This window comes from Streptomyces sp. NPDC110618 (genome assembly GCF_055657065.1).
Genome location: NZ_JBVKBN010000001.1, coordinates 744085 through 765733, shown reverse-complemented (window position 1 = coordinate 765733; position 21649 = coordinate 744085). Strand labels below are relative to the sequence as shown.

The 21649-nt window shown below is 73.5% G+C and carries 10 protein-coding genes; 4 read left to right on the top strand and 6 right to left on the bottom strand.

Features of this window, described 5'->3' with window-relative positions:
- Positions 1 to 80: 80 nt before the first annotated feature.
- Positions 81 to 11759 (bottom strand): SDR family NAD(P)-dependent oxidoreductase, encoded by an 11679-nt coding sequence (locus ACZ7L7_RS03135; RefSeq protein ID WP_472074548.1) that lies wholly within the window; start codon positions 11757 to 11759, stop codon positions 81 to 83.
- A 412-nt stretch (positions 11760 to 12171) separates the two neighbouring features.
- On the opposite strand from ACZ7L7_RS03135, the gene ACZ7L7_RS03130 reads away from it, so the two are divergent.
- The 4 genes from ACZ7L7_RS03130 to ACZ7L7_RS03115 all read left to right on the top strand — a co-directional run bounded on the left by ACZ7L7_RS03130 (position 12172) and on the right by ACZ7L7_RS03115 (position 17034).
- Positions 12172 to 13380, top strand: coding sequence for a cytochrome P450 (locus tag ACZ7L7_RS03130; RefSeq protein WP_285516685.1), 1209 nt, complete (start codon positions 12172 to 12174; stop codon positions 13378 to 13380).
- Between the two features lie 46 nt (positions 13381 to 13426).
- Positions 13427 to 14641: a cytochrome P450 gene (locus tag ACZ7L7_RS03125; RefSeq protein WP_285516686.1), complete on the top strand. Its 1215-nt coding sequence runs from the start codon at positions 13427 to 13429 to the stop codon at positions 14639 to 14641.
- Positions 14642 to 14944: 303 nt separating this feature from the next.
- Complete coding sequence (locus ACZ7L7_RS03120; protein ID WP_453601899.1) at positions 14945 to 15865, top strand: ABC transporter ATP-binding protein; 921 nt, start codon at positions 14945 to 14947, stop codon at positions 15863 to 15865.
- Positions 15862 to 17034, top strand: a complete 1173-nt coding sequence (locus ACZ7L7_RS03115) for an ABC transporter permease (protein WP_471432256.1) — start codon at positions 15862 to 15864, stop codon at positions 17032 to 17034. The genes ACZ7L7_RS03120 and ACZ7L7_RS03115 overlap by 4 nt, the downstream gene beginning before the upstream one ends.
- Before the next feature lie 56 nt (positions 17035 to 17090).
- Here the strand turns inward: ACZ7L7_RS03115 and ACZ7L7_RS03110 are convergent, their stop codons facing one another.
- From ACZ7L7_RS03110 to ACZ7L7_RS03090, 5 genes are read right to left on the bottom strand one after another with little or no spacing between them, the layout of a single operon-like run.
- Complete coding sequence (locus ACZ7L7_RS03110; RefSeq protein ID WP_285516689.1) at positions 17091 to 17723, bottom strand: nitroreductase family protein; 633 nt, start codon at positions 17721 to 17723, stop codon at positions 17091 to 17093.
- Positions 17720 to 18616, bottom strand: coding sequence for a hypothetical protein (locus tag ACZ7L7_RS03105; RefSeq protein ID WP_453601894.1), 897 nt, complete (start codon positions 18614 to 18616; stop codon positions 17720 to 17722). Before ACZ7L7_RS03105 ends, ACZ7L7_RS03110 begins: the two co-directional genes overlap by 4 nt.
- 28 nt (positions 18617 to 18644) lie before the next feature.
- Positions 18645 to 19619, bottom strand: a complete 975-nt coding sequence (locus tag ACZ7L7_RS03100; protein WP_285516691.1) for a ScbA/BarX family gamma-butyrolactone biosynthesis protein — start codon at positions 19617 to 19619, stop codon at positions 18645 to 18647.
- Between the two features lie 11 nt (positions 19620 to 19630).
- Positions 19631 to 20557, bottom strand: a complete 927-nt coding sequence (locus ACZ7L7_RS03095) for a nucleoside-diphosphate kinase (protein WP_471432260.1) — start codon at positions 20555 to 20557, stop codon at positions 19631 to 19633.
- Positions 20554 to 21633, bottom strand: coding sequence for an SDR family oxidoreductase (locus ACZ7L7_RS03090; RefSeq protein ID WP_471432261.1), 1080 nt, complete (start codon positions 21631 to 21633; stop codon positions 20554 to 20556). Before ACZ7L7_RS03090 ends, ACZ7L7_RS03095 begins: the two co-directional genes overlap by 4 nt.
- Between the last annotated feature and the right edge of the window lie 16 nt (positions 21634 to 21649).

The window sequence follows — 21649 nt, the reverse complement described above, 5'->3', positions numbered from 1 at the left end:
CACACTTCGCACTTCGATGCGGTCACGGGCCGACGGGGGCCGGACTCCGGGCAGGGACTCAAGAAAGGGGCGGGGCTCCGTCAGTCGTCGGTGCCCAGGGCCATCCGGACGAGGTCGTCGACATCGAGGTCGTCGACATCGACTCCTTCGGGGTCGTGCGGGCCGGACTCGTCCGGCGCCTCGGCCCGGTTCCCGTCGCGCTGGACGGGAACGCCCGCGGAGGCGAGGGCCAGCAGGGTGTCCAGCAGTCCCGACTCGCGGAAGGTGGTGATCGGGATGGTCGTGAGCAGCTTCCGGATGGTCGCCTCGTCGGGCTCGCCCGCCACCGGGACGGCCTCCGCCTCGGACTCGTCGCCGCCCCCGAAGTGCTCGCGGCAGAGGTGGTCGGCGAGGACGGCGGGTGTCGGGTAGTCGAAGACGAGCGTGGCGGGCAGCAGCACGCCGGTGGCGGAGTTCATCCGGTTGCGCAGTTCGACGGCGGTGAGCGAGTCGAAGCCGAGCTCCTTGAACGACTGGTCGGGGTCGATGCGGGCCGCGGAGGCGTGGCCGAGGACGGCGGCGACCTGGCGGCAGACCTCCTCGGTCAGCCTGCGGTGCCGTTCGGTGGCGTTCAGGCGTCCGAGTTGCTCCGCGAGCCCCGGGCCGCCGGAAACGGCGCTGTCGGTACTGAGGTCGCGGACCGTGCGCCGGACGCGGGCCAGGCCGGTCAGCAGGGGGTGCGCCGGGCCGTCGGCGCCGAGGCGGGCGGGGTCCACGGCGAGCGGGGCCAGGACGGCGTCCGGCCGGTCCAGTGCCTCGGTGAACAGCGCCAGGCCCTCCTTGGGGCTGAGCGGGGGCAGTCCGGCGCGTTCCATGCGCCGGATGTCGGCGTCGGTGAGGGTGCCGGTCATGCCGGTGACCTGGGACCAGGGGCCCCACGGCAGGGACAGGGCGGGCAGGCCGAGGGCGCGGCGGTGTGCGGCAAGCGCGTCGAGGAAGGCGTTGGCGGCGGCGTAGTTGGCCTGGCCGGGTGCGCCGAGGGTGCCGGCGACGGAGGAGAACAGGACGAACGCCGACAGGTCCAGGTCGCGGGTCAGCTCGTGCAGGTGGACCGCGGCGTCGAGCTTGGGCCGCAGTACGGCGTCCAGCCGCTCGGGGGTGAGTTGTTCGACCACGGTGTCGTCGAGGACTCCGGCGGCGTGCACGACGCCGGTCAGCGGGTGGGTGTCGGGCACCCGGGACAGGAGCGCGGCGGCCTGCTCGCGGTCGGCGAGGTCGGCGGCCTCGATGCCCACCTCGGCGCCGAGGGCGCGCAGTTCGTCGGCGAGCTGTGCGGCGCCGTCGGCGTCGGGGCCGCGGCGGGAGGCGAGCAGCAGGTGCCGTACGCCGTGTTCGGTGACGAGGTGGCGGGCGAGGAGCGCGCCGAGGCCGCCGGTGCCGCCGGTGATGAGGACGGTGCCGTCCGGGTCGAGCGGCGTGGGCAGGGTGAGGACGACCTTGCCGATGTGGCGGGCCTGCGACATGTGGCGGAACGCGGCGGGGGCGTGGCGGACGTCCCAGGGGGTGACGGGCAGCGGGGTGAGGATCCCGGCCTCGAACAGGTCGACGAGGGCGGTGAGCATCTCCCCGATGCGGTCGGGTCCGGCCTCGGCGAGGTCGAAGGCGCGGTAGCGGACGCCGGGGTGGTCGGTGGCGACCTCGTCGGCGTCGCGGATGTCGGTCTTGCCCATCTCCAGGAAGTGTCCGCCGTGCGGCAGCAGTCGCAGTGAGGCGTCCACGAACTCCCCGGCGAGGGAGTCGAGTACGAGGTCGACGCCACGGCCTGCGGTGGCCTCGCGGAAGGCGTCCTCGAAGGCGAGGTCGCGGGAGGAGGCGATGTGGGTGTCGTCGAGTCCGGCGGCGCGCAGGGTGTCCCACTTGGCGGGGCTCGCGGTGGCGTACACCTCGGCGCCGAGGTGGCGGGCGAGTTGGGTGGCGGCCATGCCGACGCCGCCCGCCGCCGCGTGCACGAGGACCCGCTGTCCCGGCTCTACGCGGCCGAGGTCAACGAGGGCGTAGTAGGCGGTGAGGAAGACGATCGGGACGGTCGCGGCCTGGGCGTACGTCCAGCCGTCGGGGATGCGGGCCACGGTGCGGGCGTCGGCGACGGCGACGGGCCCGTAGGCGGAGGGGAACATGCCGAGCACGCGGTCGCCGACCTCGAACCCGGTGACTCCGGGACCGGTCTCGGTGACGACACCCGCGCCTTCCAGGCCGAAGTCACGCGCCGGGCCGGGGTACATGCCGAGGGCGTTGAGGACGTCACGGAAGTTCACGCCGGCGGCGCGCACGGCGATGCGTATCTCGCCTTGCTCCAGCGGGCGTTCGGCATCGGGGGCCGGGACGAGTTCCAGTCCGTCGAGGGTGCCCTTGCGGACCGTGTCGAGCCGCCAGGGGCGGGTGCCGGTGCCGTGCGGCGGGCGCAGGGCGGCCGTCTCGTCGGCGCGGGCGAGGCGCGGGGTGTGCACCGTGCCGTCGCGCAGGGCGAGTTGGGCTGCGTCGGTGCGGGCGAGCGCGGCGGGCAGTGCGGTGAGGGACGCGGTGTCGGTGTCGAGGAGGACGAACCGTCCGGGGTGTTCGGACTGGGCGGAGCGCACCAGTCCCCAGGCCGCCGCGGCGGCGGGGCGTACCGAACCGCCATCGACCGGGACGGCGTCGCGCGTGACGAACACCAGCCGCGTCGAGGCGAGTTCGGGCTCCGACAGGAGTCGTTGTACGAGGGTCAGGGCGCGCTGGGCGGCGATGTGCCCGGCGCGGTCCAGGCCCGCGGCCTCGGTGGGAAGGGCGGCGATCAGGGTGCCGTGGGTGGCGTCGAGGTTGCCGGTGACATGGACGGTGACCCCGGCCGCGGCGAGGTCGGCGGCGAGCGCGCGCCCCGCGTCGTCGCCGAGCACGGTGAGAGGCGCGACGGCGGAATGGTCCGTCCGCTGCGGCTGCCAGTCGAGCCGGTACAGGTCGCCCGCGCCGCGGTCGGGGCGGGCGCGCAGGGCGTCGGGGTCGACGGCGCGCAGGGTGAGGGCGCCGACGGAGGCGACGGCCCGGCCGTCGGGATCGGCGAGTTCCAGGGTCACCGCGTCCTGTTCGCGCAGGGTGAGCCGGACGCGCAGGGCGGTGGCGCCGGTGGCGTGCAGGGTGACGTCGCGCCAGGAGAACGGCAGCCTGCCCGGCGCGGAGTCGTCCAGCGGCAGCAGCGCGGTGGCGTGCAGGGCCGCGTCGAGGAGGGCGGGGTGGACGCCGTAGCGGGGGGCGTCGGTGTGCGCCTGTTCGGGCAGGGCGATCTCGGCGTACACCTCGGTGCCGGACCGCCAGGCGCGGCGCAGGCCCTGGAAGACGGGGCCGTAGCCGAAGCCGGCGCCGGCGAGCCGGTCGTAGAGGTCCTCGACGGCGAGTTCCTCGGCGTCCGCGGGCGGCCAGTCGGTGTGCGGCGCGTCGGGTTCGGGGCGGGCGTCGGTGCCGAGGAGCCCGTCGGCGTGCAGGGTCCAGGGTCGGTCCTGGGCGGCGTCGACGGGGCGGGAGTGGACGCCGATACGGCGGTTGCCGTCGGCGTCGGGCGCGCCGAGCCGCACCTGGAGGGCGAGGGCCTGGCCGGGGGCGAGGGTGAGGGGTTCCAGCAGGGTCAGTTCGGTGACGCGGTCGCAGCCCGCGCGGGCCCCGGCGAGGAGGGCGAGGTCGAGGTGGGCGGTGCCGGGCAGGATCGCGGTGCCGCCGACGGCGTGGTCGGCGAGCCAGGGCTGGTCGGTGAGGGAGAGGCGGCTGGTGAAGACGTACTCGTCGGCGTCGGCGAGGTCGACGCGCGCGCCGAGCAGCGGGTGCCCGGCGTCGGCGAGTCCGGCGGCGGCGAGGTCACCGGCGCGGTCGCGGGCGCCGGGCCAGTAGCGCTGCCGCTGGAAGGGGTAGGTGGGCAGGTCGACGACCCGTCCGGAGCCGGGCGCGGCGGCGGTCCAGTCGACGTCGACGCCGTGGACGTGGGCGTGCGCGAGCCCGGACAGCAGGCTGTCGGTCTCGGAGCGGCCGGTGCGCTGCAGGGCGACGGCGGCGCAGCGGTCGGGGGCGGTGACGGCGTCGGCGGTGAGCGCGGTGAGCGTGCCGTCGGGGCCGATCTCCAGGTAGCGGCCGACGCCGGCGTCCTCCAGGGCGCGGACGCCGTCGTGGAAGCGGACGGTCTGCCGGACGTGGCGCACCCAGTGGTCGGGGTCGGCGAGTTCGGCGGCGGTGGCGGGGCGGCCGGTGACGTCGGAGACGACGGGCAGGACCGGATCGTGGTAGGTGAGACCGGCGGCGACCTCGCGGAACTCGTCCAGCATGGGTTCCATGAGCGGTGAGTGGAAGGCGTGGCTGACGCGCAGTCGTCGGGTGCGCCTGCCCTGGGCCGCGAACCGCCCGGCCAGGCCGAGCGCGGCGGTCTCCTCGCCGGAGACCACGACCGAGCGGGGGCCGTTGACGGCGGCGATGCCGACGCCGTCCGTGAGGAGCGGCAGGACCTCCTCCTCGGTGGCCTGGAGGGCGACCATGGCGCCGCCGTCGGGCAGGGCGTCCATCAGCCGGGCGCGGGCAGCGACGAGCGCGCAGGCGTCGGCCAGGGACAGGACTCCGGCGGCGTGTGCGGCGGCCAGCGAGCCGATGGAGTGGCCGAACAGGTAGTCGGGGGTCACGCCGAAGGAGCGCACGAGGCGGTACAGGGCGACCTCGAAGGCGAACAGGGCGGGCTGCGCGTGGCCGGTGCGGTCCAGCAGGTGCCCGGCGTCGCCGAGAACGGCCTCGCGCAGGGATGTGCCGAGGACGTCGGCGCCGAACCGGTCGCACACCTCGTCGAAGGTCTCGGCGAACACCGGGAACGCGGCGTGCAGTTCGGCGCCCATGCCGGGGCGCTGGGAGCCCTGCCCGGTGAACAGGAACGCGGTGCGGGCGGAGCGCGGCGCGGCGGCGGGTTCGACGGCGGAGGCGAGCCGGGTGAGGTCGGCGAGCAGGTCGTCGCGGTCCCGGCCGAGCAGCACCGCCCGGTGCTCGAACGGGGTGCGCGTGGCGGCCAGCGAGTGGCCGATGTCGGCGGCGGACAGCTCCGGGTGCCGCCGTACGTGCTCGGTGAGCCGCGCGGCCTGGGCCCGCAGCGCCTCGGGAGTGCGCGCGGCGAGCGGCCAGGCGAGCAGCCCGTGCACGGCGGCGGGGGCGGCGTCGCCGTCCGTGCCGGTACGTCCCGGTGGTGCCTCTTCGAGGATGACGTGGGCGTTGGTGCCGCTGAACCCGAAGGACGAGACACCGGCCCGGCGCGTACGGCCCTCCGTGTGCGGCCACTCGACGGGCTCGGTCAGCAGCCGTACCGCTCCGGAGTCCCAGTCGACGTGGCTGGAGGGCCGGTCGGCGTGCAGGGTGCGCGGGAGCGTGCCGTGCCGCAGCGCGAGGACGGCCTTGATGACGCCGGCGACTCCGGCGGCGGCCTGGGTGTGCCCGATGTTGGACTTCACCGACCCCAGCCACAGGGGCTGTTCGCGGTCCTGGCCGTAGGTCGCGAGGAGAGCCTGCGCCTCAATGGGGTCGCCGAGGACGGTGCCGGTGCCGTGGCCTTCGACGGCGTCCACGTCGGCGGGCCGCAGCCCGGCGTCGGCGAGGGCGGCGCGGATGACGCGTTCCTGCGAGGGGCCGTTGGGCGCGGTGAGCCCGTTGGAGGCGCCGTCGGAGTTGACGGCGCTGCCCCGGACGACGGCCAGGACGCGGTGACCGTTGCGGCGGGCGTCGGACAGCCGCTCGACCAGCAGCACGCCCGCGCCCTCGCCCCAGCCGGTGCCGTCGGCGTCGTCCGCGTACGCCTTGCAGCGCCCGTCGGGCGCGAGCCCCCGCTGACGCGAGAACTCCAGGAACGCGGCCGGGGTCGACATCACGGACACACCGCCGGCGAGCGCGAGGTCGCACTCCCCCGCGCGCAGCGCCCGAACCGCCCAGTGCAGAGCGACCAGTGACGAGGAGCAGGCGGTGTCGACGGTGACGGCCGGGCCCTCCAGTCCGAGGGTGTAGGCGATACGACCGGAAACGACACTGGCGGCGTTGCCGGTGCCGAGATAGCCGTCCACGTCCGCCGCCGAGGCACGCAACAGGGTCGTGTAGTCCTGGCCGTTGGTACCGGCGAAGACGCCGGTCCGGGAGCCCCGCAGGGTGCGCGGGTCGACTCCGGCGCGCTCCACGGCCTCCCAGCAGACCTCCAGCAGCAGCCGCTGCTGCGGGTCCATGGCCAGCGCCTCACGGGGCGAGATCCCGAAGAACGCGGCGTCGAACCGGTCGACGCCGTCGAGGAAGCCGCCGGTGCGGGTGTAACTGGTGCCCTCGTGACCGGGGTCGGGGTGGTAGAGGGAGCCGACGTCCCAGCCGCGGTCGGCGGGGAAGTCGGTCAGACCGTCGGCCCCGGAGGCGAGCAGGTCCCACAGCGCCTCGGGCGTGTCGGCGCCGCCGGGGAGGCGGCAGGCCATGCCGACGATCGCGATGGGCTCGTCGGCGGCGCGCCCACCGCGCGGGCGGGCACCGTCGGCCCGGGTGCCGCGCCGGTCGTCGTCGGTGGGCAGGCAGCGCAGCAGGTGGGTGGCGAGCGCGGCCGGGGTGGGGTGGTCGAAGGCGACGGTGGGGGCGAGCTTGAGACCGGTGCGCCGCTCCAGGACGTTGCGCAGGTCGACCGCCATGAGCGAGTCGAACCCGAGGTCCCGGAAGGCGCGTTCGGGGTCGGCGGCCGGGGTGTCGCCGCTGCGGCCGAGGACGGCGGCGATCTCCGTCTGGAGCAACCGCAGGACGGCGGCGGGCCGTTCGGCTTCGGGCAGCGCCGCGAGCGTCCGGGCGAACCGTCCGCCCGCTCGCGCGGCGGCCGCGCGGCGGACCGGTGCGGCGGGGTCGCGCAGCAGCGCGGGCACGGGCGTGGTGGCGGCCCGTGCGGCGGCGAGGTCGAGCCGGACCGGCAGGAGCACGGCGCGCTCCTGGGCGAGGGCACGGTCGAGGAGGGCGACGGCGTCCTCGGTGGGCAGGGCGGCGACACCCGCGCGGGCCATACGATCCCGGTCGGCGGCGCCGAGCCCGGAGGTCATCCCGCTGTCCTCGGCCCACAGCCCCCAGCCGAGCGCCCACGCGGGGCGGCCCTGGGCGCGCAGGGTGGTGGCCAGCGCCTCCAGGAAGGCGTTGGCGGCGGCGTAGTTGCCCTGACCGGGCCCGCCGAAGGTGGCGGCCGCGGAGGAGAACAGCACGAAGGCCGACAGGTCCAGGTCGCGCGTGAGGCGGTCCAGGTGAACGGCCGCGTCGACCTTGGGGCGCAGTACGGCCGACAGCCGCTCGGGGGTGAGCGTGCCGATCACGCCGTCGTCGATGACACCGGCGGCGTGGAAGACGGCCCCGAGCGGGTGCGCCTGAGGTACTGCAGCCAGCAACTCGGCCAGCGCGTCCGGGTCCGCGACATCGCAGGCCGCGATCGTCACATCGGCACCGGCCGCTTCGAGGGAGGCCCGCAGCGCGTCGGCGCCGGGAGCGGCGGGGCCACGGCGGCCGGCGAGCAGCAGGTGCCGTACACCGTGGACGGCCACCAGGTGCCGGGCGACGGCGGCGGCGACGGGACCGCCCGCGCCGGTGACGAGCACGGTCCGCTCGGGGTCGAGGACGGGCGCGGAGGTCTCCGCACCGGCGCGGTGGCGGGTGATCCGGGCGCCGTACACGCGTCCGGCGCGCAGGGCGATCTCGGTCTCGCCGTCGTCGAGGGCGGCCACGGCGGCGCCCGCGACAACGTCGTCCGCCGCCGTACCGTCGGTGTCGACGAGAAGCAGGCGCCCCGGGTTCTCCGACTGGGCGGAACGCACCAGACCGCGCACGGCGGCGGCAGCGAGGTCGGCGACCGGATCACCGTCCCGGACACAGGCGGCGTTCCGGGTGACCAGAACCAGCCGGGCTCCCGCCGTCCGCTCGTCAGCGGTCCAGCGCCGGAGCAGGTCCAGGGTGCGGCCGGTCAACTCGTGCACGACGCCAGGGAGTTCGGCGTTCTCGCCTCGTACGGGCAGGAGCACCAGATCGGGCACGGTGTCATCGAGGGCGGCGAACAGGGCGTCGGGGTCCGGGCAGTGGAGGGCGTTCGCGGTCCCGGCCGCCGGGAGTTCGGCCCACTCGACGGCGAACAGGTCGTCGGAGACCGTGGTTTCGGCGGCCGGGAGCGGCAGCTCGGCGGCAGGGGACAGCGTGACTTCGGCGACCGTGACGACCGGTGCGCCCGAGTCGTCGGCCAGGTCCAGACGCAGTCCGCCATCGGCGAGCGGGCGCACCCGGATGCGCAGCGCCTCAGCGGAGGTGGCGTGCAGGGTGACGTCCCGCCACGCCACGGCCACCGACCCGGCCCGGCCGAGCGCTGGTGCCGCGTGCAGGGCGGCATCCAGCAGCACCGGGTGCAGGGCGACCCGCAGCGCGTCGGCCCGCAGTTCCTCCGGTACGACGGCCTCGGCGTACACCTCGTCCCCGGTACGCCATACGGCGGTGAGCGCGCGGAAGGCGGCGCCGTGACCGAGTCCGGCGTCCCGCGCCGTCTCGTACAGGGCGTCGATCTCGGCGGGGTCCAGTTCCTCGGCGTCGGCGGGGGGCCGTCCCGCGAAGTCGTCCACCGGCACGGGGGAAGCGGGTGCGAGCAGGCCCTGCGCGTGGCGGGTCCAGTCGTCGCCCTCGGAGCCGGCCGGACGGGAGTGACAGGTGAACGCCCGGGTGCCGTCGTCACTCGGTGCGTCCACAACGACCTGCAGCTCGACGGCCGCGTCGCCGTCGAGGACGAGTGCCTGGTCCTGGTCGAGCGAGGCGACGTGGTCGCAGCCGACGCGGGCGCCGAGGTGCAGGGCGATGTCGAGGAGGGCAGCCGTCGGCAGCACGGCCCGGCCGGCGACGGTGTGGTCGGCCAGCCAGGGGTGACTGCGGGTCGACAGCACGCCGGTGGACACGAGCGCGGACGAGTCGGCGAGGGTCACGACGGACCCCAGCAGCGGGTGCCCACCGGTGCCGCGCCCGCCGGGCACCGGGTCCAGCCAGTACCGGCGCCGCTGGAAGGCGTACGTGGGCAGGGCGACGGTCCTGGCGCCCGGGAACAGCGCGGACCAGTCGGGGGTGAGCCCGTGCACGTGCAGGGTGCCGACGGCGCTGAGCAGGGCGACGGGTTCCGGGCCCTCCTTGCGCAGCGCGGGCACGACGACCTTCGTATCGCCGTCGAACACCGACCGGGCGAGCGCGGTGAGCGTACCGTCGGGGCCCAGCTCCAGGAACCGGCTCGCCTTGTGCTCGGCCAGGGTCCGGAGGGCGTCGGCGTAGCGGACGGTGCGACGGACGTGGTCGACCCAGTACTCGGGGGAGGTCAACTCCTCGTCGGTGGCCGGGAGTCCGGTGACTGTGGAGACGAGGGGGAGCTTCGGGCGGTCGTAGGACAGGCTCGCGGCGACCTCGCGGAACTCCGCGAGCATCGGGTCCATGAGCGGTGAGTGGAAGGCGTGGCTGACGCGGAGGGGGGTGACCTTACGGCCCTCGGCGCGGAAGCGGTCAGCGATCTCCTCGACCTTGTCGGCGGCACCCGAAATCACCACGGACTGCGGGCCGTTGACGGCGGCGATACCCACCTCGTCCGTGAGCAGCGGCAACACCTCGCCCTCCGAGGCCTGCACCGCCACCATCGCCCCGCCCCCGGGGAGCTCCTGCATCAACCGACCGCGCGCAGCAACCAGGCGGCACGCATCCGCCAGCGACCACACCCCGGCCACATGCGCCGCCGCGATCTCACCGATCGAATGACCCGCCAGCACATCCGGGCGCACACCCCACGACTCCAGCAGCCGGAACAGCGCCACTTCCAGCGCGAACAGAGCGGGCTGCGCGTACTCGGTGCGCTGAAGCCTGTCCCCGTCCTCACCGAAGGCAATTGCCTTCAAATCAACAGGCAGTTCAGCATCCACCGCATCAAACGCGGCCGCGAAGACGGGATACGCCTCATACAACTCCCGCCCCATCCCAACCCGCTGCGAGCCCTGCCCCGCGAACAGGAACGCCGTACGCCCCCGCACCACCCCACCACGCACCACCCGCGCATGGGACTCCCCCGCAGCAAGCGCCCCCAGCCCCGACCGCAACTCGTCCCAGTCCGCACCCACCACCACCGCACGGTCCTCGAACACCGACCGCGTCGACGCCAGCGACCACCCCACATCAGCCACCGAACCCGGCACCCCAGAAGCCACCGACCCCAGCAACCGCCCCGCCTGCGCCCTCAACGCCCCCTCACCCCGCGCCGACAACGGCCACACCACCACACCACCGAAACCATCCACAGCCTCGGCCACGGCACCCGGCTCCGCCGCCACCCCCTCCAACACCACATGCGCATTCGTCCCGGAGACACCGAACGCGGAAACGGCGGCGCGGCGCGGACGGTCCTCGCCCACAGGCCATTCCCGGGCCTCGGTGAGGAGTTCCACGGCCCCCGCCGACCAGTCGACATGCGAGGACGGCGCGTCCACGTGCAGGGTCCGGGGCAGCACCCCGTGCCGCATGGCCATGACCATCTTGATCACGCCGCCGACCCCGGCCGCGGCCTGCGTATGCCCGATGTTGGACTTCAACGAGCCGAGATACAGCGGCTGTTCGCGGTCCTGGCCGTACGTGGCGAGCAGGGCCTGCGCCTCGATCGGGTCGCCCAGCGTGGTACCCGTGCCGTGCGCCTCCACCGCGTCCACGTCGGCCGGGCTCAGCCCCGCCGACGCCAGAGCCGCCCGGATCACGCGCTGCTGCGAAGGCCCGTTCGGCGCCGTCAGACCGCTGCTCGCGCCGTCCTGGTTGACCGCACTCCCCCGGATCACGGCCAGTACCGGATGCCCGTTGCGGCGGGCGTCGGACAGCCGCTCCAGGAGGATCAGGCCCGCGCCCTCACCCCAGCCCGTACCGTCCGCACCCTCGGCGAAGGACTTGCAGCGGCCGTCGGGAGACAGGCCGCGCTGACGGCTGAACTCGGTGAAGGTGACCGGGGTGGACATGACGGCGACGCCGCCCGCGAGAGCGAGGGAGCACTCCCCCGCCCGCAGCGCCCGGCAGGCCAGGTGCAGGGCGACCAGCGACGACGAGCAGGCGGTGTCGACAGTGACGGCGGGGCCTTCCAGGCCGAGGGTGTAGGAGACGCGGCCGGAGGCGATGCTGCCGGCGCTTCCGTTGCCGATGAAGCCTTCGAGGCCGGGCGGGGGGACGTCGAAACGGGAGCCGTAGTCGTTGTACATGACGCCGACGAACACGCCGGTGCTGGTGCCGCGCAGGGCGGCGGGGGCGAGGCCGGCGCGCTCCAGGGCCTCCCAGGAGATCTCCAGCAGCAGCCGCTGCTGGGGGTCGGTGCCCAGGGCCTCGCGCGGGGACATGCCGAAGAAGTCCGGGTCGAAGTCGGCGGCGTCGTGCAGGAAGCCGCCCTCCCGGGTGTAGCAGGTGTTGGGGTGCTCGGGGTCCGGGTGGTAGAGCGAGTCGACGTCCCAGCCACGGTCCTCGGGGAAGGGGGTGATGGCGTCGCGGCCGTCGGCGACGAGGCGCCACAGGTCCTCGGGGGTGTGTACGCCGCCGGGGTAGCGGCAGGCCATGGACACGATGGCGATGGGCTCGTGGTCCTTGGCCTCCAGCTCGCGCACCCGGGTGGTGGTGCGGTGCAGGTCGGCGGTGACGCGCTTCAGGTACTCGCGCAGGCGGTCCTCACGCACGCGGTCCTCACGCAGGCGGTCTTCGCTCACAGCTCGGCCCCCAGGTTCGGGTCGGGGTCGCGCACCACGGCGGACCCGGCCGACGGCAGGCCCGCTGCACTCGGGACGGTAGACAACACCGGATCTCCTCAGGCTCGGACACCCACGCGGTCCGCATGGCTTTTCGAAAACGTCGAGCACATCGAGCTCGTCGAACAGATCGACCTCGTCGAGCTCGTCGAACCCGGTCAAGTCTGGGGGCGCGCACGGCGTCGACGGCCGCCCGACCTCCGACTCTGAAAAATCCCCTAGTTGCCCCGGACGGGCCCGGCAGGGCTGTGGGACCGGCAATTCCCTAGAGTTCGGCGGCGTTTGTGGCCCCGGCTTCGGGGCTCGTGCTGCCCTGGGGTCCGCTCCCGCCGTGCCGCCCGTGCGGACTGCCCTGACGAGAGGGGTTCTTCCGATGACAGCCGTGCCCGATCCCGACAGACCAGAGGTTCTCGCGCCGCCCGAGGTCGACCTGGACGGCGGGGCGACCCTGCTGGCCTGGCTGCGGCGGATGCGTGACGAGCAGCCGGTGTGGCGCGATCCGGAGGGCCGCTACCACGTGTTCCGGCACGAGGACGTGCAGCGGATCACCGCGGACCCGGCGTTGTTCTCCTCGGACACGGTGACCCGGCTGTCGGGCGGTGAGCGTCAACCGCCGGGCGGGACCCTGCTGTTGCTGGACCCGCCGCGCCACGGCAAGCTGCGCCGGCTGGTGAGCAAGGTGTTCACCGCGAAGATGATCAGCGAGCTGGAGCCGCGCATCACCGAGGTCGCCACCGAACTGCTGGACGGCCTGGCCGACGCGGACGGCTTCGACCTGGTGGAGGCGTTCGCGAATCCGCTGCCGGTGATCGTGATCTCGTCGATGCTGGGCGTGCCGCCCTCGGACCGTCCGCTGTTCCAGGGGTGGGCCGACAACCTGCTGACGGCGAACTGGGAGACGCCGGAGGGCGCGGAGGTCCTGGGACGCACGGTGCAGGAGCTGGGCGACTATCTGGGCCGGCATGTCACGGAGCGGCGGGCGCGCGAGCACGACGACCTGATGAGCCTGCTGGTGCGGGCGGAGGTCGACGGGGAGCGGCTGAACGACGAGGACGTGGTGAGCTTCGCGGCGCTGCTGCTGCTCGCCGGTCATGTCACCACGTCGGTGCTGCTGGGCAACATGCTGCTCACGCTGGACCAGGAGGAGGGTGAGCTGGGCCGGTTGCGTGAGGACCGCGCGCTGATCGCCCCCTTCACCGAGGAGGTGCTGCGGCTGCGGCCGCCGTTCCTGAAGATCGAGCGGGTGCCGACGGCGCCCGTGGCGATCGCCGGGGAGAAGGTGCCGGAGAACACGATGGTGTACCTCTGGCTGCTGTCCGCCAACCGCGACGAGCGGGTCTTCCCCGAGCCGGACCGTTTTGTGCGGGACCGGCCCCATGCCAAGCAGCTGGCCTTCGGGCACGGCATCCATTACTGCCTGGGCGCCCCGCTGGCCCGTATGGAGGGGCGGATCGCGCTCGATCTGATGCTCGACCGGTACGCCGACATCCGTGTGGACCGCGACAGCCCGCTGTCCTATTTCGCCAACCGGGTCAACGTCTTCGGTCTTCGGCGGCTGCCGCTGACGGTCCGGCGGGCCTGAGCGGCGCACCCGGGCGGACGCAACCCCCACCTGACGGAGGAGCCCCATGGCCTTCGAGCCGAAACCCCCTGTGATCCCGACCGACCGCACCTGCCCCTTCGACCCGGACCCGGAGTACCGGCGGCTGCGGGCGGAGGAGCCGATCAGCCCGCTGACGTTCGACATCGCGCCGGGCCGCAAGGACGGCTGGCTGGTGACCCGGCACGAGGATGTGCGGGCCATCATGACCGATCCGCGGTTCAGCCATCGGGCGGATCTGCTGGCGCTGGTCGCGTCGCCGCCGTTCGAGGTGGAGAACTACGACCCGAAGCCGTCGCCGCCGGGTTCGTTCGTCCGTATGGACGCGCCCGACCACACCCACTACCGGCGGCTGCTGACCGGCTTCTTCACGGTCCGCAAGATCCAGGAGTACGAGCCGACGCTCGCCGGGATCATCGACGGCGTCCTAGAGGAGATGGCGGGTCTTGAGCCGCCCGTGGACCTGCTGCCGACGTTCGTGCAGAAGGTCGTGTACCGCTCGGTGCACTCCGTGATGGGTGTGCCGGAGGAGGACATCGCCGAGTTGGACCGGCACTTCTCGGCGATCATGCGGATCGACTACACGCTTGAGGAGTTCATCGAGCACAACACGGCGCTGGACCAGACGCTGGCCCGGGTCGTGAAGGAGCTGTTCGCCGAGCCCAACGACGGGCTGCTGGGCAAGCTGGTGAAGTCCGGGGAGCTGACCGAGGAGGAGCTGGCGAACATCTCCTGGATCACCATCGGCGGCGCCCTGGACACCACCCCGAACATGCTGGGCCTCGGCACGTTCGCCCTGCTGGAGCACCCCGAGCAGCTGCGGAAGATCCGCGAGCGGCCCGAGCTGATGGAACGGGCGGTGGAAGAGCTGCTGCGTTACCTGACGATCTCTCACATGGGCGCCAGCCGCGTCGCGTTGGAGGACGTGGAGATCGGTGGTACGAAGATCGAGGCCGGGCAGACGGTGGTGCTGTCGCTGCCGGCCGCGAACCGGGACCCGGAGCAGTTCGAGGACCCGGAGGTCTTCGACGTCACCCGGCCCTCGCGCCGGCACCTGGCGTTCGGCTTCGGCATCCACCAGTGCCTGGGCCAGCACCTGGCGCGCGCCACCCTGCGCCTGGGCTACCAGAAGCTCTTCGACCGCTTCCCCGACCTGCGCCTGGCGGTGGAGCCCCACGAGATCCCGCTGCGCGACAAGGCCATGCACTACGGCGTGTACGCGCTCCCGGTGACCTGGGGCTGACCGGCGTCCACGGGGACGGTTCCCACCGGGGGGCCGTCCCCGGCCCCCCGTTCCCGCCCCCCGTTCCGGCCCCGACCCCGTTCCGCCCCCGGCCCCGGACCCGGCCCCGGCCACCGGCGATTCCCTAGTCTTCGGCGGCATCGATGGCCCCCGCGCGGGGCCTGTGCTGGGCTGGCGGTCCGGGTGGCAGTGCCCCAACGATCCCCCAACCCGATCACGGAGAGACGACAGTCGAGTGATGGACCATCAGTTCATGTGCGGCGGAGCCGGCAGGCGGCTCGGCCGGACCAGGCAGGACGTGTCATGACGGCGCCGGCGATCGTCGCGGACGGTGTGCGCAAGCGGTACGGGGACATCCAGGCCGTCGACGGGGTCTCCCTGCGCATCGAGGCGGGCGAGTTCTACGGCATCCTCGGCCCCAACGGGGCGGGCAAGACGACCACCCTGGAGATCATGGAGGGCGTCCGCGAGCCCGACGAGGGCCGGATCGAGCTGTTCGGGCAGTCCCCCTGGCCGCGCAACCTGGACCTGCTGACCCGGATCGGCGTGCAGTTCCAGGCGTCGTCGTTCCTGGACAAGATGACGACGCGGGAGACGATCCGGCTGTTCGCCTCGTTCTACCGGGTCGGCGCGCGGCAGGCCGACGCGATGCTGGAGCGGGTCGGGCTGACCGAGTTCGCCCAGGTGCCCGCGGACAAGCTGTCCGGCGGGCAGGCGCAGCGGCTGTCCATCGCCTGCGGTCTGGTGCACGACCCGGAGATCGTGTTCCTGGACGAGCCGACCGCCGGTCTCGACCCGCAGGCGCGCCGCAATCTGTGGGACCTGCTGCGGGACGTCAACGAGGAGGGCCGCACGGTCGTCCTGACCACGCACTACCTCGACGAGGCGGAGGTGCTGTGCGACCGGGTGTCCGTGATGGAGCGCGGCAAGGTGCTGCGCACCGGCGCCCCGGCCGCGCTCGTGCGTGAACTGGACAACATGGTGCGGGTGAGCGTGGAGTCCGGGCTCGTCGCGCCGGACGCGATGCGGGACTCGCTGAAGGACGCCGGGGTCGTCGACGCCACGGTGGAGGACGACGGGGTGCTGCTGACGGTGACGACTGGCGCGCCGGGGCCGGTGCTGTCCGTGCTGGCCGACCGGGGCGCCCTGCGCGGCCTGGAGGTGCGCGGCGCCACTTTGGAGGACGTGTTCCTCCAGCTGACCGGACGGGAGTACCGCTCGTGAGCATCGAGGAGACCACCCCACGGCCCGTGACGACGGCGCCCCGCGAGAGCGGCGGCCCGGCGGGCAAGGGCACCGCAGGCAGCACGCCCGACCGCAAGGACCGGCTCAACCCGGTACGGGAACTGTCCCGGACCATGATCATGAGCGTGCTGCGCGACAAGGGCACGATCTTCTTCCTGCTGATCTTCCCGATCCTGTTCCTGCTGTTGTTCGGCACGCTGTTCAAGAGCGACGGCACCGCGCACATCAAGGTCGCCCAGGTCGGCCCGGTGGAGGTGCTGGACTCGCTCACCGCCGATCAGCGCGAGCAGCTGTCGGAGGCCGCCACCATCACCAAGGTGAGCGACGAGAAGTCGGCGCTGGAGAAGGTCCGCGAGGGCGACTACGACGCCCTGGTCATGCAGCAGGGCGGCACGGTCGTCCTGCGCTACAGCGCCGCCGACCAGGTCAAGGGAGCCTCCGCCCGGGCCACCCTCAACGCGGTACTGGAGCAGGCGAACCTGGCCGCGGCGGACGAGCCGCCCACGTACACGCTTCAGGCCGGCCAGGTCGAGGACGAGTCGGTCGAGCCGATCCAGTACCTGACGCCGGGTCTGATGGGCTGGGCCATCGCCTCCAGCGCAGTGTTCAGCACGGCGCTCACCCTGGTGACGCTGCGCCGCAAGAAGATCCTCCAGCGGATGCGGCTGTCCCCGATCCGCGCGTGGGAGGTCGTGGCCGCCCGCATCTCCATGACGCTGCTGATGGCGCTGGCACAGACCGCGCTGTTCCTGGCGGTGGCGACCCTGCCGTACTTCGGGCTCCAGCTGACCGGGAGTTGGTGGCTGGTGATCCCGCTGGTGATGTGCGGGACGCTGGCGCTGATGTCGCTGGGCCTGCTGATCGGCTCGCTCACCCGCACCGAGGAGTCCGCGGGCGGACTGGCGCAACTGCTGGTGCTGCCGATGTCGTTCATGTCCGGCTCGTTCTTCTCGCTGGACAGCGCCCCGGGCTGGGTGCAGGCCGTGTCGTACATGATGCCGTTGCGCTATCTCGTCAAGGGCAGCGAGGCGGTGCTGAGCCGGGGCGGCGGGCTGGCCGACGCGCTGCCGACGATGGGCGGCATGCTCGCCTTCACGGCGGTGGTGACGCTGCTGACGCTGAAGTTCTTCCGCTGGAACGAGACGTGATCCGCTGAGGAGCACGGACGAGGGGCCCTGCGCCGGGAAGCGGCGAAGGGCCCCTTCTAACTTCCCTGGCCGTGCCAGCCGTTGAGGTGCAGGACCTCCTCCAGCGGGCGGCGCGGGCCGGGGCGGAAGGTGCTGCGCAGGGGGTGCGCGGTCGGCAGCAGCGCGCCTTGGCGGACCCCCGGCGGCAGGCCCAGGAGGTCGGCGACCTCGTGCTCGCGGTCCAGGTGGACCGCCGTCCAGGCGGTGACCAGGCCGCGGCTGCGGGCGGCCAGCGCGTAGCTCCACGCGGCGGGCAGCAGCGAGGCCCACAGGCCGGCCTGGTTGCCCTCCGGCAGCCGGCCGCCGGGAACTTCGATGCACGGGATGACCAGGACGGGCACCCGGTGCAGCCGCTCGGCCAGCAGCCGGGCGCCGGACATCACCGACCGGGTCTCCGAGGGCAACTCGGCCAGGCGCCGCAGCCGCTCGGCGTTGCGATCGTGGAAGGCGGCCCGGTACACGGCGGCGACCTCGGCGCGGAGTTCCGGGTCGGTGAGGACGATCCAGCGCCAGGACTGCCGGTTGTTGCCGTTGGGTGCCTGCAGGGCGATCCGCAGGCAGTCCCGTACGACCTCCAGGTCCACGGGCCGGTCAAGGTCCAGCCCGCGCCGGACGCTGCGGGTGGTGGTGAGCAGTTCGTCGGGGGTCACAGGAGCACCGCCCGTACGACGAGGCCGAGATACGTGGCGACGATGAAGAGCATCGCGAACAGCACCGGCCAGGTGCCGCGTCCGGCGGTCAGGAAGCGCCGGGTGCCCCACACGGGCAGCAGGACGGCGGCGCAGGGCAGCAGCACGAGGGGGCCGCTGGGGGCGAGGAGCGCCAGCTCGCAGGCGACGGCCACGGCCGCGCAGCCCGCGGTGACGGCGGCACTGCGGCGGGGGCCGAGGTCCGTGGAGTACAGCCGCTCGCCGTCAGCGGCTTCCCAGGCCGTCTTGCGGGCGAACTCGAAGTGCAGGAACACCCCGGCGCACAGGGCCAGCAGCACCGGCCCGCGCCAGTCGGCGCCGACGGTCCCGTCCGCGACCAGCGAGCCGTACACATAGCAGCCCAGGATGACCTGCACCGGGTAGGTGACGGCCAGGTTGAGCAGGTGCCGGTCGCGGACGGCGGGCGAGATCCGTTCCAGTACGGCGAGGAGGACGCCGTAGCCGAGGGCGGCGAGGATCAGCAGGGCGGCCGTGGCGGAGAGGGCGGCGTTGAGGCCGACGAGCAGTGCGGTGATCGCGGCCATGGCGCCGCGCAGTTCCGCCGTGGTGATGGCACCGGTGACCAGCGGCCGGTCGGGGTGGTGGACCCTGTCGTAGTCGAGGTCCTTCTGCTCGTCGAGCATGCGCAGGAACAGCAGCGCCAGGACGACGCTGACGACCCGCAGCCAGGTGGCGTCGGAGGGCCGCCAGGCCGTGCCGGTGGCGGCCACCGCCGAACCTTCCAGGGCGAGCACCCACAGCAGACCGTAGGTGCCGTAGACGTGCGGCCGGAACATGCGCAGCACGAACCGGCCGAGCCGTGCGGGGACTTGAGGGACGGCGACGGTGGTCACTGCGGGAGGTCTCTCCGTTCGGGACGTCTCATACGGCGCTGTGGGCGGCCGGCGCGGCCAGGGCGCCGGTCGTGGCGGGGTCGGCGAGCCGCAGCCGGACCTCGGCGGCGAGGGCGCCGGACTGGTGCAGCGTGCACGCGATGTCGGCGCCGGGCAGGACCGGTCCGGTACGGCACTCCAGCGGCAGGTCGGTCTCGGCGAAGCAGCGGAACCTGGCCGTCAGTCCGACCGGAAGCGCGGTGGGCGCGGGCAGGGTGCCCGCGTCGACGGCGGCGGTCAGGGCGAGTTGGCGCAAGCCTTCCAGTTCCAGCATGCCGGGCACGTGGTCGACCCAGTGGTCGTAGAGGGTGGGGTGGCCGGTGTCGGGGATCAGGCGGGCGGTGCGGGTGCCGTCGGGGTCCGTGCGCGGCGCGGTGATGACCGCGTTGTCGGGGTCGCGGCGGCCGACGCGAGCCGCCTGTACGCGGCGGCCGGCCAGGGCGACAGGTGTCTCGGGCAGGCCGAGCGCGTCGCGCTGCCCGGCGCGCATACGGGTCCAGGCGCCGGGCGACATCCAGGAGTAGTCGATGCGGGCGTGCAGGGCCTCGCGGGCTCCGATGGTCATCGTGTACCGCAGCCGCAGGCCGGTCGGTCCGGTGCGGTTGCGGAACCGGTGCTCGATGCGGGTGGCGACGACCGCCTGGGTGGGGTGGTCGCCGCAGGCGAGGGCCTCGGGGTCGGGGACCTCGAACTCTACGGAGCGCAGCAGGAATTTGTGGCCCAGGGGCACGTCGAGGTAGCGGTGGGCGACGACGTAGATGCCTTGGCGGCAGGCCTCCAGCAGGAGCATCGGGTCGTGGCGGGCGCGGTCGCCGAGGGTGTCGTGGTAGAAGGCGTGGCGGCGCGGCAGTTGCGCGGCGAGCAGGAAGTCGTCCTCGCCATGGCGTTCTGCGTCGGTGAGGAAGACCTCGGCGAGCGCGGCGCGGTGCACGAGTTCCCTGGGCAGGGTCCGGGTGAACTGCACGGTCACGCTCCTCAGTTGGGCCGGGCGCGCAGGGCGTCCAGATGTCGGCGCCAGGTGTCGGTGTCGGCCCCGTCGAGGACGGGGGCGCGGCCGGGGACGCGCATCGGGAGCACGGAGGAGCCGACGATGACGGCGTCCCACGGGTCGAGTTCGACGCCTTGCTCCCAGGCGGTCTCCAGCAGGGTGCGCTCGCTGGCGTCGGGCTGTGCGCCGAGGTGCCGGGTCATGGTGTCGCGCAGGCGTTCCGCGGCGGGGTCGAAGTGGAGGTCGCGGGGCTTGGTGTCGGCGTACAGGCGGCCGGCCAGTTCCAGGGCGTGCGCGGTGCGGTCCTCGCCGGCGAGCGCGGAGCGGAACAGCTCCTCGCGGGTGGCGTCGTCGAAGTGGACGGCCAACTCCCGTAGTACGTCCGCGGGTTCGTCGGGGGTGTGCACGAGGTTGAGGAGGTAGCTGTAGCGGCCGAGGAGGTGGCGCAGCTGGCCGGGGCGGCGGGCGTCGGGGTCGGTGGGGCCCTTGAGCCGGGTCAGTTCGACGGAGGCGGGCACGTACGGCTCCCGTTCGGGGCGTACGAGCAGGACGAGGGCGTCGGCGTCCTCCAGGAACAGTGCGGCGAGCCGCCTGCGCTGGGGCGTGGCGAGGTTCCACTGGAAGTACCACAGGGAGCGGATCATGGTGCGGGTCAGCCGGGTCACTCCGGCGCCGACGATGCGGTAGCGCTGCTCGGTGAGCCAGTCGACGGCCGCCTCCAGCCTGCGGGCGACGACGGCGTCGGGCTTGAGCAGGAGGGCGGCGTGCCGGTGGGCGAAGCCGGTGACGTCGTCGGTGAGGGCGGCGAGTTGTTCGTAGCTCTCCTGGTAATAGGTGTCGGCGCCGTACAGCCGCTGCTTGTCGGCGTGGCAGGTGAGCCGCGGTGAGACCGGTATGCCGTGCTCCAAGGTCATCGCTGGGTGCTCCCGTCGGGTCGGTCGGTGGTCGGGGCGGGGCCGAGGTAGCCGGTCGCGAGGCAGTCGTCGAGGAGGCGGCGCAGGTAGGGCCGCGCTCCGGTGGCCGGGGGCCTGCGTACGAAGGCGGCGGCCTGCGTGTCGTCGAAGTGGACGCGGCGCCGGAAGTAGGTCTCGTACAGGGCGATCACGCGCCGGTAGTAGGGGCGTTCGCGGTCGGTGAGGGCGTCGGCGGAGAACGCGGACGGCGGGACGAACCGGGGTACGTGGAAGGACGGGTACTCGGCGAGGACGTCGGAGAAGTCCCGGAGGGTCAGGACGTGGCCGACAGCGTGCAGGGTGTGTCCCTCGGCCTCCTCGAAGCGGGTGGCGGCCGCGGTGACGAGGTCGGCGACGCGGTCGACGGGGACGAGGTCGAGGAGGGCGTCGTAGTGGCCGGGCACGGTGCGCACCAGGCCCCGGGTGAGGACGCGCAGCACCGGGTAGACGGTCTTGCGGTCGCGGGCGTGGCCGGTGCGGGAGGCGCCGGTGACGATGCTGGGCCGTACGACGGCCACGGGCAGGCCGTCGGCGGCGGCCTTGCGGACCATGGTCTCGGCGGTCAGCTTGCTCTTCTCGTAGCCGTTGCCGGGGTGCTGGCCGACGTCGAGTTCGTCCTCGCGGGCGACTCCGTCGCGCTCCCCGCACACGTAGGCGGTGCTGACGTGCACCAGCGGGGTGCGGTGGGCGAGGGCGATGTCGAGGACGTGGCGGGTGCCGGCGACGTTGATGGTCTCGTAGCGCTCGTCGGGCAGTCCGAAGTCGGTGACGGCGGCGCAGTGCACGATGCGGTCGGCGCGGGCGACGAGGCGCAGGGCTTCGTCGTCCAGTGCCAGGCCGGGGCGGGTGATGTCCCCGGCGACGGGGGTGATGGTGCCGCGGCCGGAGGTGACCTTGCGGCCGTTGTTGCGGACGAGGTCGGTGGTGCGGTGGGTCAGCGGCAGCACGGTGTGGCCGGCGGCGGTGAGCCGCGCGATCACCTCCGTGCCGACGAAACCGCTGGCACCGGTCACCAGCACGGTCAGGGAGTCGGACATCTGGGGGTTCCTCCGC